The organism is Nostoc cf. commune SO-36 (assembly GCF_023734775.1).
Lineage (GTDB): Bacteria > Cyanobacteriota > Cyanobacteriia > Cyanobacteriales > Nostocaceae > Nostoc > Nostoc commune_A.
Map to the genome: position 1 here is coordinate 5,566,198 of NZ_AP025732.1, position 19,492 is coordinate 5,585,689.

Annotated in this window: 14 protein-coding genes and 2 pseudogenes; 4 read left to right on the top strand and 12 right to left on the bottom strand. The window is 42.9% G+C overall.

Annotation, left to right across the window (positions count from 1 at the left end; translation table 11 throughout):
* Positions 1-160: 160 nt before the first annotated feature.
* Complete coding sequence (locus ANSO36C_RS25325; protein WP_251956776.1) at positions 161-1,330, bottom strand: acyl-CoA dehydrogenase family protein; 1,170 nt, start codon at positions 1,328-1,330, stop codon at positions 161-163.
* A gap of 964 nt (positions 1,331-2,294) precedes the next feature.
* Here ANSO36C_RS25325 and ANSO36C_RS25330 point away from each other — a divergent pair.
* Positions 2,295-2,708, top strand: a complete 414-nt coding sequence (locus ANSO36C_RS25330; protein WP_251960438.1) for a four-helix bundle copper-binding protein — start codon at positions 2,295-2,297, stop codon at positions 2,706-2,708.
* A 134-nt stretch (positions 2,709-2,842) separates the two neighbouring features.
* Here the strand turns inward: ANSO36C_RS25330 and ANSO36C_RS25335 are convergent, their stop codons facing one another.
* The 3 genes and pseudogenes from ANSO36C_RS25335 to ANSO36C_RS25345 all read right to left on the bottom strand — a co-directional run bounded on the left by ANSO36C_RS25335 (position 2,843) and on the right by ANSO36C_RS25345 (position 5,830).
* Positions 2,843-3,508, bottom strand: a complete 666-nt coding sequence (locus tag ANSO36C_RS25335) for a glutathione S-transferase family protein (protein WP_251956778.1) — start codon at positions 3,506-3,508, stop codon at positions 2,843-2,845.
* A gap of 81 nt (positions 3,509-3,589) precedes the next feature.
* Positions 3,590-4,711, bottom strand: coding sequence for an aryl-sulfate sulfotransferase (locus ANSO36C_RS25340; RefSeq protein ID WP_251956780.1), 1,122 nt, complete (start codon positions 4,709-4,711; stop codon positions 3,590-3,592).
* Positions 4,712-4,792: 81 nt separating this feature from the next.
* A pseudogene (locus ANSO36C_RS25345) lies at positions 4,793-5,830 on the bottom strand (NADP(H)-dependent aldo-keto reductase).
* 292 nt (positions 5,831-6,122) lie between these two features.
* Between ANSO36C_RS25345 and ANSO36C_RS25350 the strand changes: the two are divergent.
* Positions 6,123-7,130, top strand: a complete 1,008-nt coding sequence (locus ANSO36C_RS25350; protein ID WP_251956782.1) for an isopenicillin N synthase family dioxygenase — start codon at positions 6,123-6,125, stop codon at positions 7,128-7,130.
* A gap of 44 nt (positions 7,131-7,174) precedes the next feature.
* On the opposite strand, the gene ANSO36C_RS25355 is transcribed toward ANSO36C_RS25350, so the two are convergent.
* From ANSO36C_RS25355 to ANSO36C_RS25395, 8 genes are all read right to left on the bottom strand, one after another.
* Positions 7,175-7,516, bottom strand: a complete 342-nt coding sequence (locus tag ANSO36C_RS25355) for a 4Fe-4S binding protein (RefSeq protein ID WP_069074745.1) — start codon at positions 7,514-7,516, stop codon at positions 7,175-7,177.
* A 12-nt stretch (positions 7,517-7,528) separates the two neighbouring features.
* Positions 7,529-10,012 (bottom strand): FAD-binding protein, encoded by a 2,484-nt coding sequence (locus tag ANSO36C_RS34470; RefSeq protein ID WP_323374503.1) that lies wholly within the window; start codon positions 10,010-10,012, stop codon positions 7,529-7,531.
* Between the two features lie 398 nt (positions 10,013-10,410).
* Entirely contained in the window at positions 10,411-11,451 is a 1,041-nt protein-coding gene (locus ANSO36C_RS25370; RefSeq protein ID WP_251956784.1) for an aliphatic sulfonate ABC transporter substrate-binding protein, read from the bottom strand.
* 53 nt (positions 11,452-11,504) lie between these two features.
* Positions 11,505-12,503 (bottom strand): aldo/keto reductase, encoded by a 999-nt coding sequence (locus tag ANSO36C_RS25375; protein WP_251956786.1) that lies wholly within the window; start codon positions 12,501-12,503, stop codon positions 11,505-11,507.
* Positions 12,504-12,655: 152 nt separating this feature from the next.
* Positions 12,656-13,306 carry a carboxylesterase family protein gene (locus ANSO36C_RS25380; RefSeq protein ID WP_251956788.1) on the bottom strand — a complete coding sequence of 217 codons (651 nt, stop codon included), beginning with the start codon at positions 13,304-13,306 and terminating at the stop codon, positions 12,656-12,658.
* A gap of 91 nt (positions 13,307-13,397) precedes the next feature.
* On the bottom strand, positions 13,398-14,927 hold the full coding sequence (locus tag ANSO36C_RS25385) for an amidohydrolase family protein (RefSeq protein WP_251956791.1): 1,530 nt from the start codon (positions 14,925-14,927) through the stop codon (positions 13,398-13,400).
* 383 nt (positions 14,928-15,310) lie between these two features.
* Positions 15,311-16,663, bottom strand: coding sequence for an LLM class flavin-dependent oxidoreductase (locus ANSO36C_RS25390; RefSeq protein ID WP_251956793.1), 1,353 nt, complete (start codon positions 16,661-16,663; stop codon positions 15,311-15,313).
* 17 nt (positions 16,664-16,680) lie between these two features.
* Entirely contained in the window at positions 16,681-17,880 is a 1,200-nt protein-coding gene (locus ANSO36C_RS25395; protein ID WP_251960248.1) for an ISAzo13 family transposase, read from the bottom strand.
* Between the two features lie 82 nt (positions 17,881-17,962).
* Between ANSO36C_RS25395 and ANSO36C_RS25400 the strand changes: the two are divergent.
* Positions 17,963-18,214: pseudogene (locus ANSO36C_RS25400) on the top strand (DOPA 4,5-dioxygenase family protein); the annotation flags it as partial.
* Between the two features lie 214 nt (positions 18,215-18,428).
* Entirely contained in the window at positions 18,429-19,484 is a 1,056-nt protein-coding gene (locus tag ANSO36C_RS25405) for a sulfonate ABC transporter substrate-binding protein (protein ID WP_251956795.1), read from the top strand.
* Positions 19,485-19,492 lie beyond the last annotated feature (8 nt).

Consider the following 19,492-nt stretch of genomic DNA (forward strand, 5'->3'; position numbering starts at 1 on the left):
TTTTGCTACGCAACGCTAACGCCTAACGGCGAATGTATGAGATTTGGTCTTTTGACTTAACTGCATCCGCAATTAAAAAGAAGGAATTAAGGTGGTTTTACCCACCTTAAGCAACCGATTTGAGGTCTACTGTGGCGGAAACTTTAGGAATATTGCGTGACTAGGGTAATTCTTCATTCAGTACCCAATTGCCAATATCGCGCAACTTATAATCTACAGGGTCATGAAGCGTAAAAGTACGTAAATCTCGCCAGTAACGGTCAAAGCCGTATTTACTACCCGTAGAACGAGTTCCCATAACTTCAAAAATACCTGTGGTGAGATTCAAGGCAACGCGAGTAGCAAAAGCCTTGGCTGCAAAAACCGAAACTGCTACTTCTCCCCTTTCTTTAAAAGTCAGGTTAACTTCTTTGTCCCATGCTTGTTGTACTTGGCTAGCAGCTTTGTCAGCTAAACTAATTGCTGCTTGCAGTTCTGCCCACAAGTTTCCATAGTGATTCAAAATATAGGGGTCTTGAGTAGCACTATCGACACCAGACGTAATCCAAGGTTTGGTTTGAGTAACAGTGTATTGTTTAGCAGCTGCCAATGCTCCTTCAGCAATTCCCAAGTAAACATAAGTTTTCGTCAATTGGGCGATGATTCCCAAAAATGTACTAAAAGCACCATCAGGAGGATGAGGATATCCCAAAATTTCATCTGTTTTTACCAAAACATCGTAAAAAGTGAATGTATCGCTATCTGTGCGCCTTTGCCCAATATTGTCCCAGTCTTGATTAGAAGCGACACCAGCCCTATCTTTGGGAATTATGAATACTAACGGTAGTTCTACATTATCTTGAATGGCAGCGAAAACGCGGAAATCTGCAATGGCGACACCTGTACCAAAACTTTTGACCCCATGAACACGAAAATTTTCACCTTCTGCGGTAATTTTCAGCCTTGTATCTCTAGTGTTAATGGCATTAGCCCAAAATAAATTTTTCTGGGCAGTTTCCCGATAATATCTTTCCTTTTGCTCTAGTGTTCCTGAAACATGAGCCAAGGCAGTTAAATTCAGATGGTTGCCATACAACTGTCCAATTGAACCGTCTGCCTTCGAGAGTTCTTGGACTATTTTTAAAGCTTCTGCCCAAGTCGCACCAATACCACCATACTCTTTTGGTACAACCAAAGGTAGTAAACCAGTTTCTCGCAACCGTTGGATTTCTATATCTGGCAGCCCTGCCTTATTATCTCTTTCCACTGCGGTAGCTGCTAATTCCGTAGATAAAGAAGTAGCAACATTAATCCAATGTTTGGATTCTTGTTTAACTAATAGTTGCACCATTATCTATTTTCTCCTTGTGGTGAGTATGGATGAGGAAATGGGAATTGGAGAAGTTAGGATTCAGTTGCGACACGAGGAGGTATAGTTCGCCCAATTCCCAAGATTTAATCCTTGACATTGCTGATTGAAAATATGAGCTAGTCTGGCGCAGAGAGTAAGAGCTTAAATCAGTGATTTTTCAGTCATCTGGGCAACAATCTTTTTGAATTAACACTGCTTCTCCTTAAACTCTGTTGAGTCTACTTAATCTTAAATCCTTACCGAGCAAGCACTTTTACAAAATAACTATCCTGGTAGTGGCAAGATAAGTTTAAACAAAGTACTGTAAATTGGTAGGTATTTAGTAGATTCTTGCTGATATAGCAGTTTTGCATGATTGCCTGTAAAAGGCAAGTACATTTTGTCTAAGAATTCGGGGTTGCTGAGTCTAAATATGAATTTGGCTCATCTAGAGGCGCAGTGAGCAGTCCGTTGGGTGGCTGTGCCGACTTGTAGGAACTGCAAGCCACCACTGCATGATGAACTATGGCTTAATAAAGTCATGAAAATTTGATATTACTGAAATATAAGAAAATGTACTCATAGCATTTTTTCAACTAATGAGTTGTTTCAATGATGGATATAGCTTGACAAAGCTTTGACGGTTTATACGCTAGGAAATAAAAGGGTATTATCTTTCAACTGTTTTTCGATCTAGTAGGCAGATAAATCAAATAAACCGACAGCTAATTCTGGATATTAAGTAATTCGCTATAACTAACAAAAGACTCTCAGCCCTTAATAAATAAGGATTTTAGCCAAATAGCTCCCAATTAAATATGAAAAGCCGCTTAATTTACGTCAAGCATATAGGTATAGGGGCCTTGAAATTGCTAGAACTCCAGAATCTATTGATTTCTCAAAAATAAAGTTTTACCTTGCTAATTAAGTCAGCCACATCACTAACGGCGACAACAAGGAGACTATTTCTATGATGACAACCGAATCTATACTCAGTGAAATGGAAGCTTGCAAACAAATCTCTATTGAATGCCAAACTACTTGCATTGATACTCTCAAATACTGCAAGAGTCAGGGTGGTAAATATATGGATATGGCTATGATGTCCATGTTGCGGGACTGTGCAGAAATGTGCATGATGTGCGTCAACATGATTAATGACGGTTCTGAGTTTATGGGAAACACCTGTAGTTTATGCGCCCAAATTTGCGATCGCACTGCCCTAGCTTGCGAACAAATGAGCAACGATGCCACAATGATGCTGTGTGCCGCTATTTGCCGCAAGTGCGCTGAGTCTTGCAACAAAATGGGACTCAATTCTGCTTCCTATTTCCGTAGATCGAGTCAATTGGCAGTAGATGCACTACTGTCTCGCTAATTTACCTCCAAGATTGAGTTTCCTAATTCATTACAGATAAGTCCTTCTAGTTAAACCCATATCTTGCCCTACTATTTTTAGTTGTTCGCCACCCAGAAAGTTTTTTTGGGTGGCGATAAAATTATTAAGCAGTGCTAGGCAGCAACAGGAGTAGCAAATCTAGCATATCTCTCTATGTAGAATTCCTTACTGTTGGCGATCGCCACCACAGAATCACGTTGTTTTAAAGCCTTTTTCCATTGACGTAGACGAGTAAATTCCTCTGGTAGCCCAAAGCCTCGGTAGTGCTTCAGTGCAGGTAAACGCTCAAACCAGGGGTAAAAAGTAAAATCAACCAAACTAATAGATTCACCAAACCAGTAAGGCCCTTCTCCTGATAACTTCCCAAAAGCCTCTTTTTCAATAAACTCCAGATGTTTATATAGTTCTTGTTTAGCTGCTTCTTGCTGTTGGATATCAGGACTACGCAAGAGAGTAGAAAAAGCTGGAACGAATCGAGTATTAGCAAAATCAATCCAGATTCGAGCTTGTGCTTTAGCAATGGGGCTGCTAGGCAAAAGCGGCGGATTTGGAAATACCTCATTGAGATATTCGTTAATTACCGCCGATTCCCAGACTCTATTCTCACCATGTACAAGTGCTGGCACTTTTCCATAAGGAGAAATATCTGTAAATCCCTCCGGCTTGTTCTGCAAATTAATCTCAATCAAGTCAAATTCGATGCCTTTTTCTTGCAATACCAAACGCGAACGGTGAGCATAAGGGCAAACAACCGCACTATATATCTTGATTTCAGCCATGTTGATTATTCCTCTATGAATAGGATTGGTTTATTAGCTATGGCAATTAGTTCAATCCAAAATCCAAAATCTAAAATTGAACTAGAGCCAAGGCACTTCTTCAGGCGCATAACGAAAAGCACGGAATACTGAATTTTGCTCCCCACTCGCTACTGCTGACTTCTCACCAAGATTCCTTGCCGCAAAGTGAGGATTGACATATTCCCAAACAATCTCTCCTGTAACTGTCACCTCAAATATGCGACCGAAAGCACCTTCTGTAATTAAAGTGTTGCCATTCGCTAGACGCTGTGCGCCTGATATATAAGAACTGAAGAAATTTTGAGGTGGGTTGTCACTGTATTGCCAAACTATTTCTTTTGTTTGACGGTTGACTTCAATCACACGAGAGAAATTCAGCGCAGTGTGACGACGATGTGCGCCATTATCAAAAATTAGGATATTGCCGTTAGCTAATTCGTTAGGAAAGTGTTGCTGTGCTAATACATCGTCTCCAAGTGTCCAGATAATCTCTCCTGTGTTGCGATCAATAATTACAACGGTAGAGATGTTGCGGAAGCTGACTATAATACTCCCGTCAGCGAGTTCGCCTACAGTATTACCATGAGTCCATTCATGTCGTTGATCTTGGGGAGTGATAGTAAAAATATCTGGATCTAAGTGTTCGTGGGCGTGCCAAGTCCAAACAATCTCACCCCCAGGAGTAACCTCATAAAGTACATCAGCATAGATATCACCGTCTGCTTCTGTTCCTGCTACACCGCCTTTGATACGGGGAATCAAAGACTGAGGTATCTTTTCAATAGCTAATAAAATCGTGTTCCCGTTGCGTAGTCTGCGCCCGTCGTGATGATGATCTGGATGTTTATATTCCCAAATTATATTTCCCTTGGGATCTGCTTCTAAGACAACGCCACCTTTAAAGGCAGCCCACAAAGGAAAATGTGGCGGAATATCTAGCGTCTTACCATTATAAAAAAGGTTGCCATTGGGTAAAAGATAAGCATACAAACCCGGTGAATATGGCAAATTCCATTGATGTACTACTTCTCCTTCTAGATTCAGAAGATATACTTCTCCCTTACCTGTAAGAGGTGTAAAAAGTGTATATCCCTTGAATGCTTTGTCAGGATTATAAGCTCTTAAACCAGTACCACGGCGACGAATAGTATTTTGGTCAACTGATGCTGTTGCGATCGTCATAATTTTAAGAGGATTTGGGATTGGGAACTGGGGATTGGGGACTGGGGAAAATAACTACCCAGCACTCCCTACTCAGCACTCTTATGGTGCTGGATTTGGAGATTGAGTATGAACTATGTCTATTTCTGCCAAAATATCTTTGTCGAGAACTACATTGATACTTTCTATATTCTCTTAGAGTTGTTCTAGTGTGGTAGCACCAATAATCGTACTAGCAACAAACCAACGACTCCGCACAAATGCTATAGCTAATTGTGCAGGACTCAATTGATGACGTTTGGCAATTTCTACATAAGCTGCTACTGCTTCTTGCACATTTGGTTTTAAATAACGCTGACCAAAGTTTTCAAATAAAGTCACTCTGGTTTTTTCTGGTTTACCGTTGAGGTATTTACCAGTTAAATAGCCAAATCCTAAAGGACTATAAGCTAGTAAAGGAATGTTTTCGTAATAAACTGTTTCTGCAAGTGCGCCATCAAAAACTCGATTAAGTAAATTATAAGCATTTTGGATGGAAGCAACTTTAGGTAATCCTAATTGTTTTGCTGCTTGACTAAATTGTACAAGGCCCCAAGGTGTTTCATTGCTTAACCCGACATAACGGATTTTACCTGCTTTAATTACATCAGCAAAAACTTCCAGTTGTTCGGCAATGGGAACTGTTTCCTTTACCTGTCTGGGGTCAAAAACTGTTTGTCCAAAACGAGGAACATAACGGTCGGGCCAATGGATTTGGTATAAATCAATATAGTCTGTCTGTAATCTTGCGAGACTATCATCTATCGCTTGTTTGATATTGTTTCGTTCAATTCCTTCCGCACCACCACGTAACCATTTAAAGCCGCGACCAGGCCCCGCAATTTTAGTAGCAATTATTAATTTATCTCGCTGTTGATGCTTTAACCATTCTCCAATATAAGTTTCGGTTAAACCATAGGTTTCTTCACTGGGTGGTACGGGGTACATTTCAGCCGCATCTATAAAATTAATTCCTTGATTAATTGCATAATCTAGCTGCTGATGCGCTTCTTCTATAGTATTTTGTCGCCCATAGGTCATTGTGCCGAGGCAAATTTCAGAAACTTTAAGGTCACTATTGCCTAATTGGTTATATTCCATGATTTCGGGATAATTTCACTATTGAATTGACAAATTTTATTGCTCAGTTGGCGTTACTCGATAATTGCTGCTTATCCTATGAAGTATTTTTGATTTTGAGAACCCACGAGAATTATTTAGATAATACTACGGTATGTACATCGAATTACTTGTGTTGCAATAAAATTTACAAACTTTTTTTGAAAAAATGCTTATCTAAATACTTGATAAAATTCAGCGATCGCCATATTCAAAACCTTGACTTCGATATAATTTGAGTGATTGCTTCATCTACGATTACGAAAATACAAGTATGACATTCTTACAAGTTCCCATCATCGATATTAGTGGGCTAATTTTTCAAACTAACAACTCTGTCGATGTAATTGCAGAGCAAATCAGACAAGCTCTTCAAGATTACGGATTTTTCTATATTGTTGGACATGGAATTGATGAACAACTACAACAGAAACTAGAACATCTCAGTCAACAGTTCTTCGCGCAAGATGTAGAAACTAAATTGAAAATACGTATGGCTATTGGTGGTAAAGCCTGGCGAGGATATTTCCCCGTGGGTAACGAGTTAACATCAGGTAAACCAGACTTAAAAGAAGGTATTTATTTTGGTGCAGAACTAGAAGAAAATCACCCACTTGTGAAAGCCAGTATACCAATGCACGGTCGCAATCTTTTTCCATCCAACATTCCCCAATTTAGGGAAACAGTACTGGAATATATAGACTCAATGACTCAACTCGGACATATCCTGATGGCTGGTATTGCTTTAAGTTTAGGTTTAGAAAAGTCCTATTTTGCAGATCGTTATACAAAAGACCCATTGAGATTATTTCGCATTTTTAATTATCCTCCTAATTCATTATTATCTAAATCTAAATGGGGTGTTGGCGAACATACAGATTATGGTGTGTTAACTATCCTCAAGCAAGATAATGTCGGTGGATTACAAATCAAGTCCAAGTCTGGTTGGATAGATGCACCTCCTATTCCTGGTTCATTCGTATGCAACATTGGGGATATGCTCGATCGCATGACTCAAGGGCTGTATCGCTCAACACCCCACCGCGTTCAGAACTTATCAACAAGTCATCGCCTTTCGTTCCCGTTTTTCTTTGATCCCAATTTCAACGTTGAAGTCAAACCCATTGAATTGAAGGATGTAGTAGTGAATGATGATAAAAGCGATCGCTGGGATAAAGCCAGTGTTCACGAATTTCGCGGCACTTATGGCGAATATCTCTTGAATAAAGTCTCCAAAGTATTTCCAGAACTGCGTCAAAAAGTGATTGAGAGTGCTGAATAAAAGCCCAGTCCCCAGTCCCCAGTCCCCAATCCCCAGTCCCCAAATTAACTTTGATAAGGACGCGGTAGTTGACGCAGTTTATGAGCCGTATCCAATTCACTATTGTTTTTTCTACCATATCCCCAACCCAAGAGCCGACGATATTCGCCCATGATGTCACTTTCAATTAAATCATCCTCATTGACTGCAACATTGGTATGAGATTCAGGTGCAACATAGAGTGCATCCGCAGGGCAATAAGCCTCACACATGAAACAAGTTTGACAGTCTTCCTTGCGGGCGATCGCAGGTGGTTGGTTGGGTACGGAGTCAAAGACGTTGGTAGGACACACTTGGACGCACAAATTGCAATTGATACATAGTTTATGGCTGACAAGCTCGATCATGATATGCTCCTGCTACAACTTTGATACAGAGGGTGTGGTTTGAGTGGTAATTACTGGTGGTGTAGCGTAGACGCTTTGCGGCTTGTCGCCAGACATCGCATCCGTAATCCAATCACGCCTCACCCAAAGCTTATCTAAGCCGCCTGTTGCTTGGTAATAACGCTGATTTGGATCGGTTTCGGGATAGTCTATGCGAATATGTTCGCTGCGCGTTTCCGTGCGATGTAACGCGCTAAAATATGCCCATCGTGCTACAGCCGTCAAAGCAGCCGCTCGACGAGAAAATTCCACATCGCGCACACTATCTTGTTTCGGGTTCCCTTGTACTTGCTCCCATAGTTTCTCTAATTTAGCGAGAGAATCCAAAAGTCCCTGCTCAGAACGCAAATAATTCTTCTCCAAAGGGAACATCTCGGCTTGTACACCGCGCACGATCGCTTCACTATCGAATGTTTCAGAAGTGTGTGAGGGCGATGATCCCAATCCCACTTGACCAGCAGGACGCGCAACCCGTTCATTTGCATGAGCGCCCAGACTTTTGGCAAAGTCCGCCGCACCAACTCCAGCCCATTGCCCTGTAGAAATTGCCCAGGCAGCATTGGGGCCACCACCCCCAGAAGCTAAACCGGCTAAAAACTCCCGTGATGCAGCATCACCGGCAGCGTAGAGGCCAGGAACCTTTGTAGCGCAATCATCATTCACAATCCGAATCCCACCAGTACCACGGACTGTACCCTCCAAAACAAGTGTCACAGGCACTCGTTCTGTATAAGGGTCAATACCAGCTTTGGTATAGGGTAGAAAAGCGATGAAATGAGATTTTTCAACCACTGCTTTAACTTCCGGTGTGGCTCGATCCAAACAAGCATAAACGGAGCCTTTCAACAGGGCATTAGGGAGGAACGATGGATCGCGACGACCATTGATATAACCACCCAGATCATTGCCTGCTTCATCCGTATAACTAGCCCAGCCAAAGGGGACACCCCGCGTTACAGTCGCATTGAAAGCCGTCGAAATGGCATAGTGATTAGAAGCTTCCATACTAGAAAGTTCTCCACCAGCTTCTACTGCCATCAACAGTCCATCACCTGTATTGGTATTGCAACCTAGTGCTTTACTCAAGAATGCACAACCGCCATTCGCTAAGACTACTGCACCAGCACGAACGGTATAGGTACGATGATGTTGCCTCTGCACACCTCTTGCTCCCGCTACTGAGCCGTCGTCAGCCAATAAAAGCTCTAGAGCTGGACTTTGGTCGAGAATCTGTACACCAACACGCAAAAGGTTTTTGCGGAGTACCCGCATATATTCAGGGCCATAATAACTCTGACGCACAGATTCCCCATCTTCTTTAGGGAAACGATAGCCCCAACTTTCCACGCTAGGTAAACTCAGCCAAGTTTTTTCGATAACACGCTCGATCCAACGTGAGTTAGCGAGGTTTTTTCCTACGCGATAACGCTCCGATAAAACTTTGGTAAAGACACCATTGGCAATATTGCCGATATGTTCAAAAAATTCTAGAAACCGTTTACTTAAATTGCGGGCTTCACTAATGATTAACAGTGATAAACTGGTAGCAACCACGAAGTCAGCAGTAGCGATCGTTCCCTGACTCCAAAGTGAGAGTGAGTAATACAAAGTGCCAATTTTCAGGACTGCTGCTGAGATAAACTGAAACCAACGGATTCGCTCCGAGTACCAGTTGGATTTTCTCACCTCTTTGAGTTCGTCCCTTAATTGCTCATTCAAATAGCGTCGTTCAAAACCCAGGCGAGCAAACAGTCGGCTACTATTGAGGTTTGTTACCGCATCTACGATGATACCAGTTGTCTCACTTCTTGCGGCTGCGGCTTTTCGGGAATAAATTCGGCAGCGAGTTGCCAGCCAGAACGAAATAGTGATGAAAAGAACTGCCCACAACCCCACGAATCCAGCAAGTGGAGGATAGACGCGATACAGTAATATCGTCGTGACAGTATACACGATGATTACTGGCATAAATTCAGTAATCAGCATTTGCATCGTCTGAGTTACACCCAGAGAAGTTTCGCTAATCCGATGTGCCAATGCTCCGGAAAAACTGCTACTGAGGTAACGATGAGAATGGTGCTGTAAATAGGCATATAGCGATCGGACGATGTGCTGTCGGTGGATCGGATGGAGGATTGTCTGTAAGAGTCCAGCCGATCGCCCGAATACCACTTCACCCACACTCAAGGCGGTGAACAACATCAGGGGTTGGCTCACGGCATCAAAAATCTGCTTACTCTCCCCTGGCGATCGCGTCACGCCCCGGATGATCTCACCAATGGCATAAGGTAACATGATGCCGCAGGTTGCGTGTATTACCTCCAGAATCACCATTGCCACATACCACCAGCGGAACTGGTTAACAAAATAGCAAATGAACCTAAATGGAGTCGCTGGCAAGTTGGGCGCGTCGGCAGCACGTTGAAAGGAATTCGATTGTTTGGACTTTTTCTTCATGAGAGTTGATCTCGTAGCATCTTTTTAGGCTTCTCTTTAACAACTCGATTCAGTGGGGACAAATAACAATAAAGCTAGAAGACTTTGTTCTTTGTTCACGACGCTAAAGCTTTCTTAAGTAGCAATATTTAAACTATAAATATCCATCTCAACTCCATGAAATATTGTTCTTCTTTCGTGTTTCATACCCAACTTCCTAAGCACTCTGATCGATGCTGTGTTTGCTCGTTCGACAATGCTGAGGATATATGAAATACTCAGAACTAACGAAGCAAAGCACTAGTAGTTTGTGTCATTAGTTCTGAGGGATAAATAAGTTTGTAGTTAGGACTTTAGTCCTTGATTTTTAAGCACTGAAGTGCTTACTACAAACTCATCAAAATTAATGGGACAGACTACTAGACCATAATTTCTGGCGGTGTGATTGCAGCATACAAATCAGGCGGAAGTAAAGCATCCTGAATATTGATTTTCTTCGGTATGACACCCTCTTTAAAGAATAAATCTGCTACACGCTGTTGTTCTGCTATCAGTTCAGGACTTAAGCCTCTGCGTCCTGCGAAAGTGCGACGAGACATTACCTTGTCGGCCACATCCTCATCGAGCTTTTGTGTTGCGATCATCAACTTTTTCACTTCATTTCGATTCGCCTCTGCCCACTTATCAAGAGCGTGAAGTTCTTCAATGATAATTTTTAGTAAGCCAGGATTTTCTTGGGCAAACTTCCTATCAGCAATATAATAGCCCCCAGGAGAATCTAGCCCAACAGAATCTCTGAGGACACGAATTCGACCCATCTTTTGAGCGATCGCATAGTGGGGATCTCCTGTCATCCAAACGGGAATTCTCCCTTCGAGAAATGCACCCCGCGCTTCGATAGTCGCCATACTTTTGATTTTGATATCCTTAATTGTCAAGCCGATGGACTGCAAAGCTCTAAGAATAAAATAGTGCGATGCCGAGCCTTTTTGAAAATAAACTTCTTGCCCCTTGATATCCTCAAATTTCTGAAGGGGAGACTCTGGAGGTACAGCAATTACACTACTTGTTCCTGTTCTTGTGGTTCTTTGTGTACCGACGACATAAACAAGGTCTGAACCAGCGACTTGGGCAAAAATTGGCGGCGTTTCTCCTACTGATCCTACGTCAACTCTTTTCGCAGCCATACCTTCCATCAGTTGTGGCCCTTGGACAAATTGCGCCCATTCCACCTTGATTCCCAGTGGCTCCAAGCGTTTCTCTAAAACTTGCCGATTTCTGAACAGATCCCCTGCACTCTGATAACCCATGCGGAGAACTTTCGTTTTTATCCCAAGGGAAATTGAATTGCCACTAGTACTTGCTACATTCTGTTGGCTACAACTTCCCAACAAATATGGCATAGAAAAACCGCCCAGACTAGATGTAGCAACATTTAGAAAACGACGGCGTTTAATCATAGCTGTTTGATAGATAAAATAGTTTGGATTGGAAAGGTTAAAAGAAAGCAAAACTAACGCAGAGAATCTCCCCTGCGATATTCGGTGGTGATGTCGTCGAGTTTTTGTTTCAAATTGTCGTCGAGTTTTAGTTCTACAGCTTTGAGGGTGTCAGCAAGTTGTTCTGGACGACTAGCACCAATAATAGGGGCAGTAATAATCGGATTAGCCAGCACCCAAGCTACCGCTAGGGTAGTGAGCGACAATCCAGCAAATTCCGCCACTGTGCGTAATTCTTCCACAGTATTGAACTCGCGATCGCGCCAGTATCGTTCTTGATAACGTTCTGCGGCAGCACCAAGAGTAAAACGAGTCCCTGCGGTGGGGCCTTGAGTCAGATTGTGTTTACCAGTGAGTAGACCACCTGCTAAGGGATTGTAAGGAATTACACCTAATCCTTCTTCTTTCGCCAAGGGCAAAAGTTCTCGCTCAATTTCGCGGAACAACAAATTATAGCGGGGTTGAATCGAGACGAAGCGAGTCAGATTTCGCACTTCGGCGCGACCCAAGGCGCGGGCGAGTCGGTAAGCTAAGAAGTTAGAAACCCCAATGTAGCGTACCTTGCCAGCACGAACTACTGTATCTAATGCTTCTAAGGTTTCATCGAGAGGAGTTGAAGCATCATCAGAGTGCAATTGGTACAGGTCAACATAATCAGTTCCCAGTCGTCTGAGGGAAGCATCGATCGCATCCAAAATGTGTTTGCGCGAAGCACCCTGATCCCAAGGTGCAGGGCCAACTTTACCTACAGCTTTGGTAGCCAAAATAAAATGTTCGCGTTTGCCTTTGAGCCAGCGCCCAATGATTTCTTCGGTACTTCCAGCTGTAGCTAGCCCACCCCCAAGTGGATAAACATCAGCTGTATCCAAAAAGTTGATTCCCGCATCGGCGGCGGTGTCAAGGATTTGTTTGGAAGTTTCTTCGTCTGTCTGCAATCCGAAAGTCATTGTACCGAGACAGAGACGGGAAACAGTCAATCCAGTTTGACCGAGCTTGGTAGTTGGTAATGTCATGGAAACATTTTTTATGTCGTTAAATTTTGATAAGAAAACGAACCGCAAAGGCGCAAAGGACGCAAAGAAAGAAGAAAAATTCTCTGCGTTCCTATGTCACCGAGTCTTTGCGTCAGCTTTAACCCAAGAGAAGTTTTTCTTTTTTGTATTCTTCAGACAGCTACAGAAGTACGACGACTTTGTGAAATTAGCCATTGTTGCAATTTCGAGTCACTGTAGACTTCATCGGCAATAAAATGATCGCCTTCCGGCAGTACAGTAAAATCTACTCTTCCCCCCACTCCGCGCAAGATATCGACAATCTGCTGTGTATCTTCAATCGGCAGTTTTTCGTCCTTTGCACCTTGGAATATTTGGATAGGAATTTCTTTGAGTGCGGCTAGTTGGCTTGGTTCTAATGTTTTGGGTACACGACCAGACACTGCTACCAAACCAGCGAAGCGAGTAGGATGAGAAGCAGCGATATGCCATGCCCCAGCCGTACCTAAACTGAATCCAGATAAAATCACACGGGACGGATCTATGGGTTGGGAGGTAATGAGATTATCCAACAAAGCAATTACGTCAGATTCTCGATCTACCCAGGTTTGTCCTTCAGGAAGCTGGGGAGCTGCAAAGACATAAGGTAAGGGGCTGGATGAATCCACGAAACGAGGTAAACCCCATTTGAGTAGTACATTTATATCTGTACCGCGATCGCGTGCGCCATGCAAAAACAATACGAGTGGTGCAGGTTTATTTGCTTCTTCAGAGACAGGCGAGAAAAGATAAGGCAGTGAAGCGGAACGGTGTTCGATAGTCATAGTTATAATTCTTCTGTATTTTTGGTGGTCAGATACCCGACTTCTTAAAGAAGTCGGGTATCTTGTAACATCTCAATGCCTTGACAAAGATTTAAGCTACTACAAGGCTCTTATCTACTTGGGGAGTAGGTACTTTCGATTCAACTGCCGTACCCTTGAAGAAGTCAGGATTAGCTTGGGTATAGAACTTGTAAGGATTATGGAATACATAAGCCTTAAAGTCCGCTTCAGAAATCACACCTTCTTGTACCAAATCCCAGCTTTCCGCTAGTGGATCGGTCAAATCAGGTACATCCCAGTGACCAACATCTGAAGAATAAATGGCGTTGATTTTCACACCCAAGGGATTCGCTTTGTCGTTGAATGCTGCTGCGATGGTGCGATCGTCAGACTCGGAACCAAAGAAGAAACTATTCACCCAGCGATCGCGGATGTCTTCAATTGTCTCAATCCCGGCTGCGGCAAAGTCTTCCAATTCACTACCAACGGGTGAGCGACTATGACGGTTGAAAGAAGAACCCAAGACACTCTTTGTTAATTCCTCTTTACTCAGAGGATGTTCTTGCAGGAACTCGCTACCAAAACGCTCGAACAACACGAACAACTCATCAGAATTGGCGTTATCTGGGTTGTAGTTTTGTAGTCCTTTCAGACTGCGCTTGGAGAAACGATCTACTAAATGAATGTAGACGTGAGCGCCCCAATCTGCACCACCTTCGAGCATAGCTACGCGCAACTGAGGGAAACGTTTGGTAACACCACCAAAGAACAACGCCTTAGCAAATGCTTGGGAACCATCGGCAAAGTGACCGATGTGGTTATTCATGTAGTTGCTGATGGAAGAGCGTCCAGTCCAACCTTGACTACCATAATGGGTAGTAATGGGTACACCTAACTCAACCGCCTTAGCCCAGAATGGATCATAGTCATATTCACTATCTAATCCGTAAAAGTCAATGTAAGAGGCATACTTGGCGATTTCAGGATATTGATCTGCTGGATATTTATCAGCGATCGCCTTAATTGGACGTTTCACACCACCAGGAATGTTTGCTACTTTAAGTCCTAGTGTTTTTACTGCAAACTCTAACTCCTCAACGGCTTCTTGAGGATTACCCATCGGGATGCCAGCTACAGGTGTCAGGCGATCGCTATATTTCCGATATAAGTCAGCATGATAGTGATTGACTGCCCGTTGCAGTGCTTGACGGTTCTCTTTACTTGCTCCAGCAGGTGCAAGAACATTGTTAGGAAACAGTACCGAATAATCTGATCCTTGCTCTGCTTGACGCTCATAGAAGAGTTCAGGAAGAGTGTAAGTAGCAAGATCCAAAGTATTGCGGGTTACTCTCGCCCACCAAGGCGATCGAATTGTGCGGTTGTACTGACGTTCTTCTGGAGTTTGTTGATACCAGTCTTTACCATTGCTCTTGGAATTGAGACGAGAAGCTTCCGCCTTGCGTAATTCATCTACAAGTTTTGAGCCACCGTATTTAGCAATGTAATCCTCAAGCGCCGGAGTGAAATCATTGGTATGAACATCGGTGTCAATTATCGGATAATCAAGATTTGCCTTGATTGCGGCGGAACGAGAAGTTTTTAATCTGCTATATTCAGTCATGTTTTTTTCCTTGAATAAATGACAGAAGTAGTGCTGAGAAATGAGTTATGAGTGCTGAGTACAACAAATACAGACGAGAATTAGTTAATATTTATCGCGCACTGACTCACCACAAGCTGACAATTCAGAGGCATCCGGAAAACCTCTCTCTAAATCTCTCTCCTTTTAGGAGAGAGACTTTGAACTTTCCTCCTTCCCGCGTCGGGAAGGGGGTTAGGTTTTTAGTGGACTTTTCCACATAACGTGAAAAGTCAGACCACAAGAGCATCTACAGCACTCGAAACTCACTACTCTTTTTGCTTGTAGTAAGGACTTTAGTCCTGAGTTCACCTAGTATGTGCAAGAAAGAACTAAAGTTCTTACTACGAACCAATCCTATTTATTTACGCCAAAACCAATCTCTCATTCGCTTGTTTGACAACGAATTGATTACCCGGACGACGCAGCCCCAAGTTTTCCCGCAAAGTACTACCCTCGTATTCAGTACGGAACAGTCCACGTTTCTGCAAGATGGGAACGACCAAGTTAATGAAGTCATCCAACCCTGTAGGCAAGATGGGCGGCATGATATTAAAACCATCTGCTGCACCATTGTTGAACCATTCCTCTAGTTGATCGGCAATACTTTCGGGAGTACCAAGTATAGTGCGATGACCTCGTGCAGTAGCCAGAGAGAGATACAACTGACGCAGTGTGAGAGTCCCACGAGTAGCTAAATCCCTGACTAATTTCAGACGACTCTTATTATTGTTGGTGTCGCTTGGTAGTTCAGGAGCTACATCATCTAAAGAATATTTCGACAGATCCACACCTTTGTAATAGTTCCTCAAAATACCCCAAGCAACATCAGGATGAATCAACGATTGCAGAAATTCGTATTTCTCTTGAGCTTCTTCTTCAGTCCGGCCAATGATTGGGAAAGCCCCAGGCATAATTTTCAGATCCTCTGGAGAACGCTCATATTGCGCCAGCCTCCCTTTGACATCAGCATAAAATTCCTGGGCATCGGCTAAGGTTTGATTGGCAGTGAAGATTACCTCAGCAGTACGCGCAGCTAAGTCCCGTCCAGCTTCAGAGGCTCCAGCTTGTACAATTACTGGGTAGCCTTGGGGCGGACGACCGACGTTCAAGGGGCCTTTGACAGAAAAATGTTTACCCTTGTGGTTGAGTATGTGCAGTTTGTCCGGCTCGAAATAGATACCAGATTCTCTGTCACGGATGAAAGCATCATCTTCCCAACTATCCCACAGTCCTTTGACCACTTTCACAAACTCTTCTGCACGTTCATAACGCTGGCTATGTTCCGGGTGATGCTCAAGACCGAAATTTAGTGCGGCATTCTCGTTACCTGTGGTGACTACATTCCACCCTGCCCGGCCTTTACTCAAGTGATCCAAAGAAGCAAACTTCCGTGCCAGGGTGTAGGGTTCTTCGTAGGTAGTCGAGGCAGTGGAAATAAAGCCAATGTTTTGAGTTACAGAGGACAAGGCCGAAAAGAGTGTCACCGGCTCGAAATGGACAAGTTTACCATTGCGTTTTTGAGTTTCTGGTTCGCCGCCCCAAACTCCTGGACTGTCCGCCAGAAAAACTGCATCGAACAAGCCGCGTTGGGCAGTCTGGGTAATTTCTTTGTAATGCTCAAAATTGAATCCAGCGTCTATCTGTGCATCTGGATGTCGCCATGCAGAAACATGATGTCCAGTGGATTGAATGAATGCACCTAGAGAACTCCACAAAAAAAATGATCCAATAGCTATGTGGGTTTAGCAAAAATTTCTACAAACCATTTTCTGAGATTGGGGAGGCGGTGAATCTGTGTTTCAATTTCTGCCATAGCGGAGGTAGTAAGTTTAACTCCTGTAGAATAAACTGTTTCTACCAATGTGACCACCGGATTTTTACCCTTAAATGTGAGAGTTTGGGCGAAATTCAGTACAGTCTCAACAGTGTCAAGTAAACTACCATTCCAATGCTGTTCTAACCAGCCAAAACAACGTTCTATCGGGTTATATTTGCTATGATAAGGCGGATAATAAGCAAGTTGTAACGTCAGTTGAGATGATGTACCAAAATCTACAATCCGCTTCATAAATTGAGTGCGGCGAGAATTATTTTCAGGTCCATTATCCTGATTAATCACCAGTTTTTGAATATGAGCAAATCTGTGTTTGACAGTTTGCCACCAGCTTTCAAGCAAATCAACAATACAATCAGCGGTTAATTTGGAAGAAACAAAGAATAAAAATAACTCGTTGTATTCAGGTATAAAAATGCCGTAGGGAATCAGAGTTATCTCCGTCGGGAAGTCGTGGTCTACTGAGATGGTTGGCATTCGATTTTTACCCCCACGGTCAAATTCTCCAATCTTAACTGCTACCTTAGCATCAATGGAAATTCGCAGAGTATGAGGGTCATTGTCAGCTTCACTATTAATTTGTTCAACTTGTTCAAAAATCGCTTCTGTTTCGGGAATTTTCTTGATAGGCTTGGTTTTCAGAACTCTTTTTAAGGTATAGCCTAAATCATTCAATTTTCGTCGAATTGTTTCTGATGAAGGTAGTTCTTCCTCTGTGTAACCAAATTGTTCAATTAGTTGACGACGGACTTCGCTTGCCGTCATGCGTGTATACAAACGTATACTTTTAAAACTGGGGTCAGTTTGACTTTGTGGGTCTACTAACGATTTTATATCCCTCAACAAGTTTGATAATTTTGCTTCAGCCCGCTTGCGTCCACTACGCCTGAAACCATCAATAAAAGGCTGACCACTCTCTAACTCCTGCATCCCTTTACGGATAGTGCGCCTATTCCATCCCAACTCCCTTTCCGCCACAGTTTGTCCACCTATTCCCAAACCTTTGACTACTTCTGCCATGAATTGTCTTCGGTCACTTCCCTTGAGTTTTTTCGCTGTTTTGATGTACAGAGATTTTAGGTGCGCGGTGAGTTGAATGATAGATTTTGGATACATGAGCTAGACTGCACACTGAATTTATCTTTCTCTTATCATAGGATCAATTATTCTGTGGAGTTCTCTAAGACTTGGACACTGGCACGATCAACCCATTGGCCCGCATCCACAAGCAATGTATCAAGTTGCCTTTTTACCAAACCAATTTACGCAAGTCGTCTCCTGGTTAATGCTCAACCGTGAAGGGTTATATATTCTCGTCCACCCTGAGACGGGTGATGATGTCACAGATCATACAGCACATTCTTTATGGCTAGGAAATAAGCTAGATTTAAACATCGATTTCCTACAACGCATCAAACCCAACGCCTCTTAAAAATCCTCTGCGCTTCCCTTGGCGTACCTACCCTGCGGGAAGGCAAAGCGCCTATGCGTTTAAAAACCGCTAAAATTTTATGCGCTAATTCGTAATAGGCATACTTTTTCGGATCTTGCATTTGCGGCTTATCTATGTGAATATTCTATCAGTAAAATACGGTAAGTTGCTCAATTTACCGTAATATTGTTATTGCTTGTAGTTTAATGTACGTATGTTCAGTAAGTATTTACCACATCGACTGATGAAGATTGTCAGCAGTTTTCTTCAGAATTATGAAATATCCAGAATTGGCACATTTGCCTTATTCTTTGCTGTCGGATTAAGTTTAACTCTTGTGATCTCGGCTTGTTCTCCCAACAACACAAGTAACTCCGCCGCAACGCAGACAACAAATCAAGGTGTGGTAGTTCGTATCGGCTATCAAAAAGCGGCTACTATTCTCAACGCTCTCAAGAACCGAGGCAGTTTAGCGCAAACTTTAACTGCTGCTGGTGCTTCAGTGACATGGGCGGAATTCCCCGCAGGCCCACCTATGCTAGAAGCAATGAATGTAGGTAGTATTGACTTTGGCTACACAGGAGAATCACCACCAATATTTGCCCAAGCCGCAGGTACTCCCTTGCTTTATGTTGCTTACGATCCTTGGAGTCCCAAAGCCGAAGCAATTATTGTTCCGAAAAACTCACCAATTAAAACCGTTGCTGAACTTAAGGGGAAAAGAGTAGCCTTTGCTAAAGGGTCAAACACTAACTATCTTGTTGTCAAAGCTATAGAAGCTGCCGGATTAAACTATAGTGACATCCAACCAGCACATCTCACACCAGCAGATGCCCGTGCAGCCTTTGAAGGCGGTAACGTTGATGCTTGGGCAATTTGGGACCCTTACCTAGCAGCAGTTGAACACGATCTAGATGTCAGGATATTAACAGATGCGACAAATTTAGCACCAAATCGGGGTTACTATCTTGCTCGTCAAGAGTTTGTCAATTCTCACCCAGATTTGTTGAAAACCCTTTTAGATGAAATCAGCAAAACAGATAAATGGGCAGCAGATAATCCAGAGGAAGTTGCCAAGTTTCTAGAACCAGAATTAGGTATTAAAGCAGCAGCATTGGAAATTGCTGAAAAACGCCGGGAGTATGGCGTTTTACCGCTCACAGATGAAGTCATCACTCAGCAACAAAACATTGCTGACACTTTTCATAAAATTAAGCTAGTTCCCAAGCAAATCCAAGTCAAAGAAATCGTTTGGAAAGGTAATTCGTAATTCGTAAT

What these genes read in the sequence shown, in the direction of transcription:
- ANSO36C_RS25335 (WP_251956778.1), bottom strand. Translation starts at nt 3,508, where the DNA reads ATGGCTGAAATCAAGATATATAGTGCGGTTGTTTGCCCTTATGCTCAC.
- ANSO36C_RS34470 (WP_323374503.1), bottom strand. Translation starts at nt 10,012, where the DNA reads ATGAAGAAAAAGTCCAAACAATCGAATTCCTTTCAACGTGCTGCCGAC.
- ANSO36C_RS25405 (WP_251956795.1), top strand. Translation starts at nt 18,429, where the DNA reads ATGTTCAGTAAGTATTTACCACATCGACTGATGAAGATTGTCAGCAGT.
- ANSO36C_RS25355 (WP_069074745.1), bottom strand. Translation starts at nt 7,516, where the DNA reads ATGATCGAGCTTGTCAGCCATAAACTATGTATCAATTGCAATTTGTGC.
- ANSO36C_RS25325 (WP_251956776.1), bottom strand. Translation starts at nt 1,330, where the DNA reads ATGGTGCAACTATTAGTTAAACAAGAATCCAAACATTGGATTAATGTT.
- ANSO36C_RS25380 (WP_251956788.1), bottom strand. Translation starts at nt 13,306, where the DNA reads ATGACTATCGAACACCGTTCCGCTTCACTGCCTTATCTTTTCTCGCCT.
- ANSO36C_RS25385 (WP_251956791.1), bottom strand. Translation starts at nt 14,927, where the DNA reads ATGACTGAATATAGCAGATTAAAAACTTCTCGTTCCGCCGCAATCAAG.
- ANSO36C_RS25375 (WP_251956786.1), bottom strand. Translation starts at nt 12,503, where the DNA reads ATGACATTACCAACTACCAAGCTCGGTCAAACTGGATTGACTGTTTCC.
- ANSO36C_RS25350 (WP_251956782.1), top strand. Translation starts at nt 6,123, where the DNA reads ATGACATTCTTACAAGTTCCCATCATCGATATTAGTGGGCTAATTTTT.
- ANSO36C_RS25370 (WP_251956784.1), bottom strand. Translation starts at nt 11,451, where the DNA reads ATGATTAAACGCCGTCGTTTTCTAAATGTTGCTACATCTAGTCTGGGC.
- ANSO36C_RS25340 (WP_251956780.1), bottom strand. Translation starts at nt 4,711, where the DNA reads ATGACGATCGCAACAGCATCAGTTGACCAAAATACTATTCGTCGCCGT.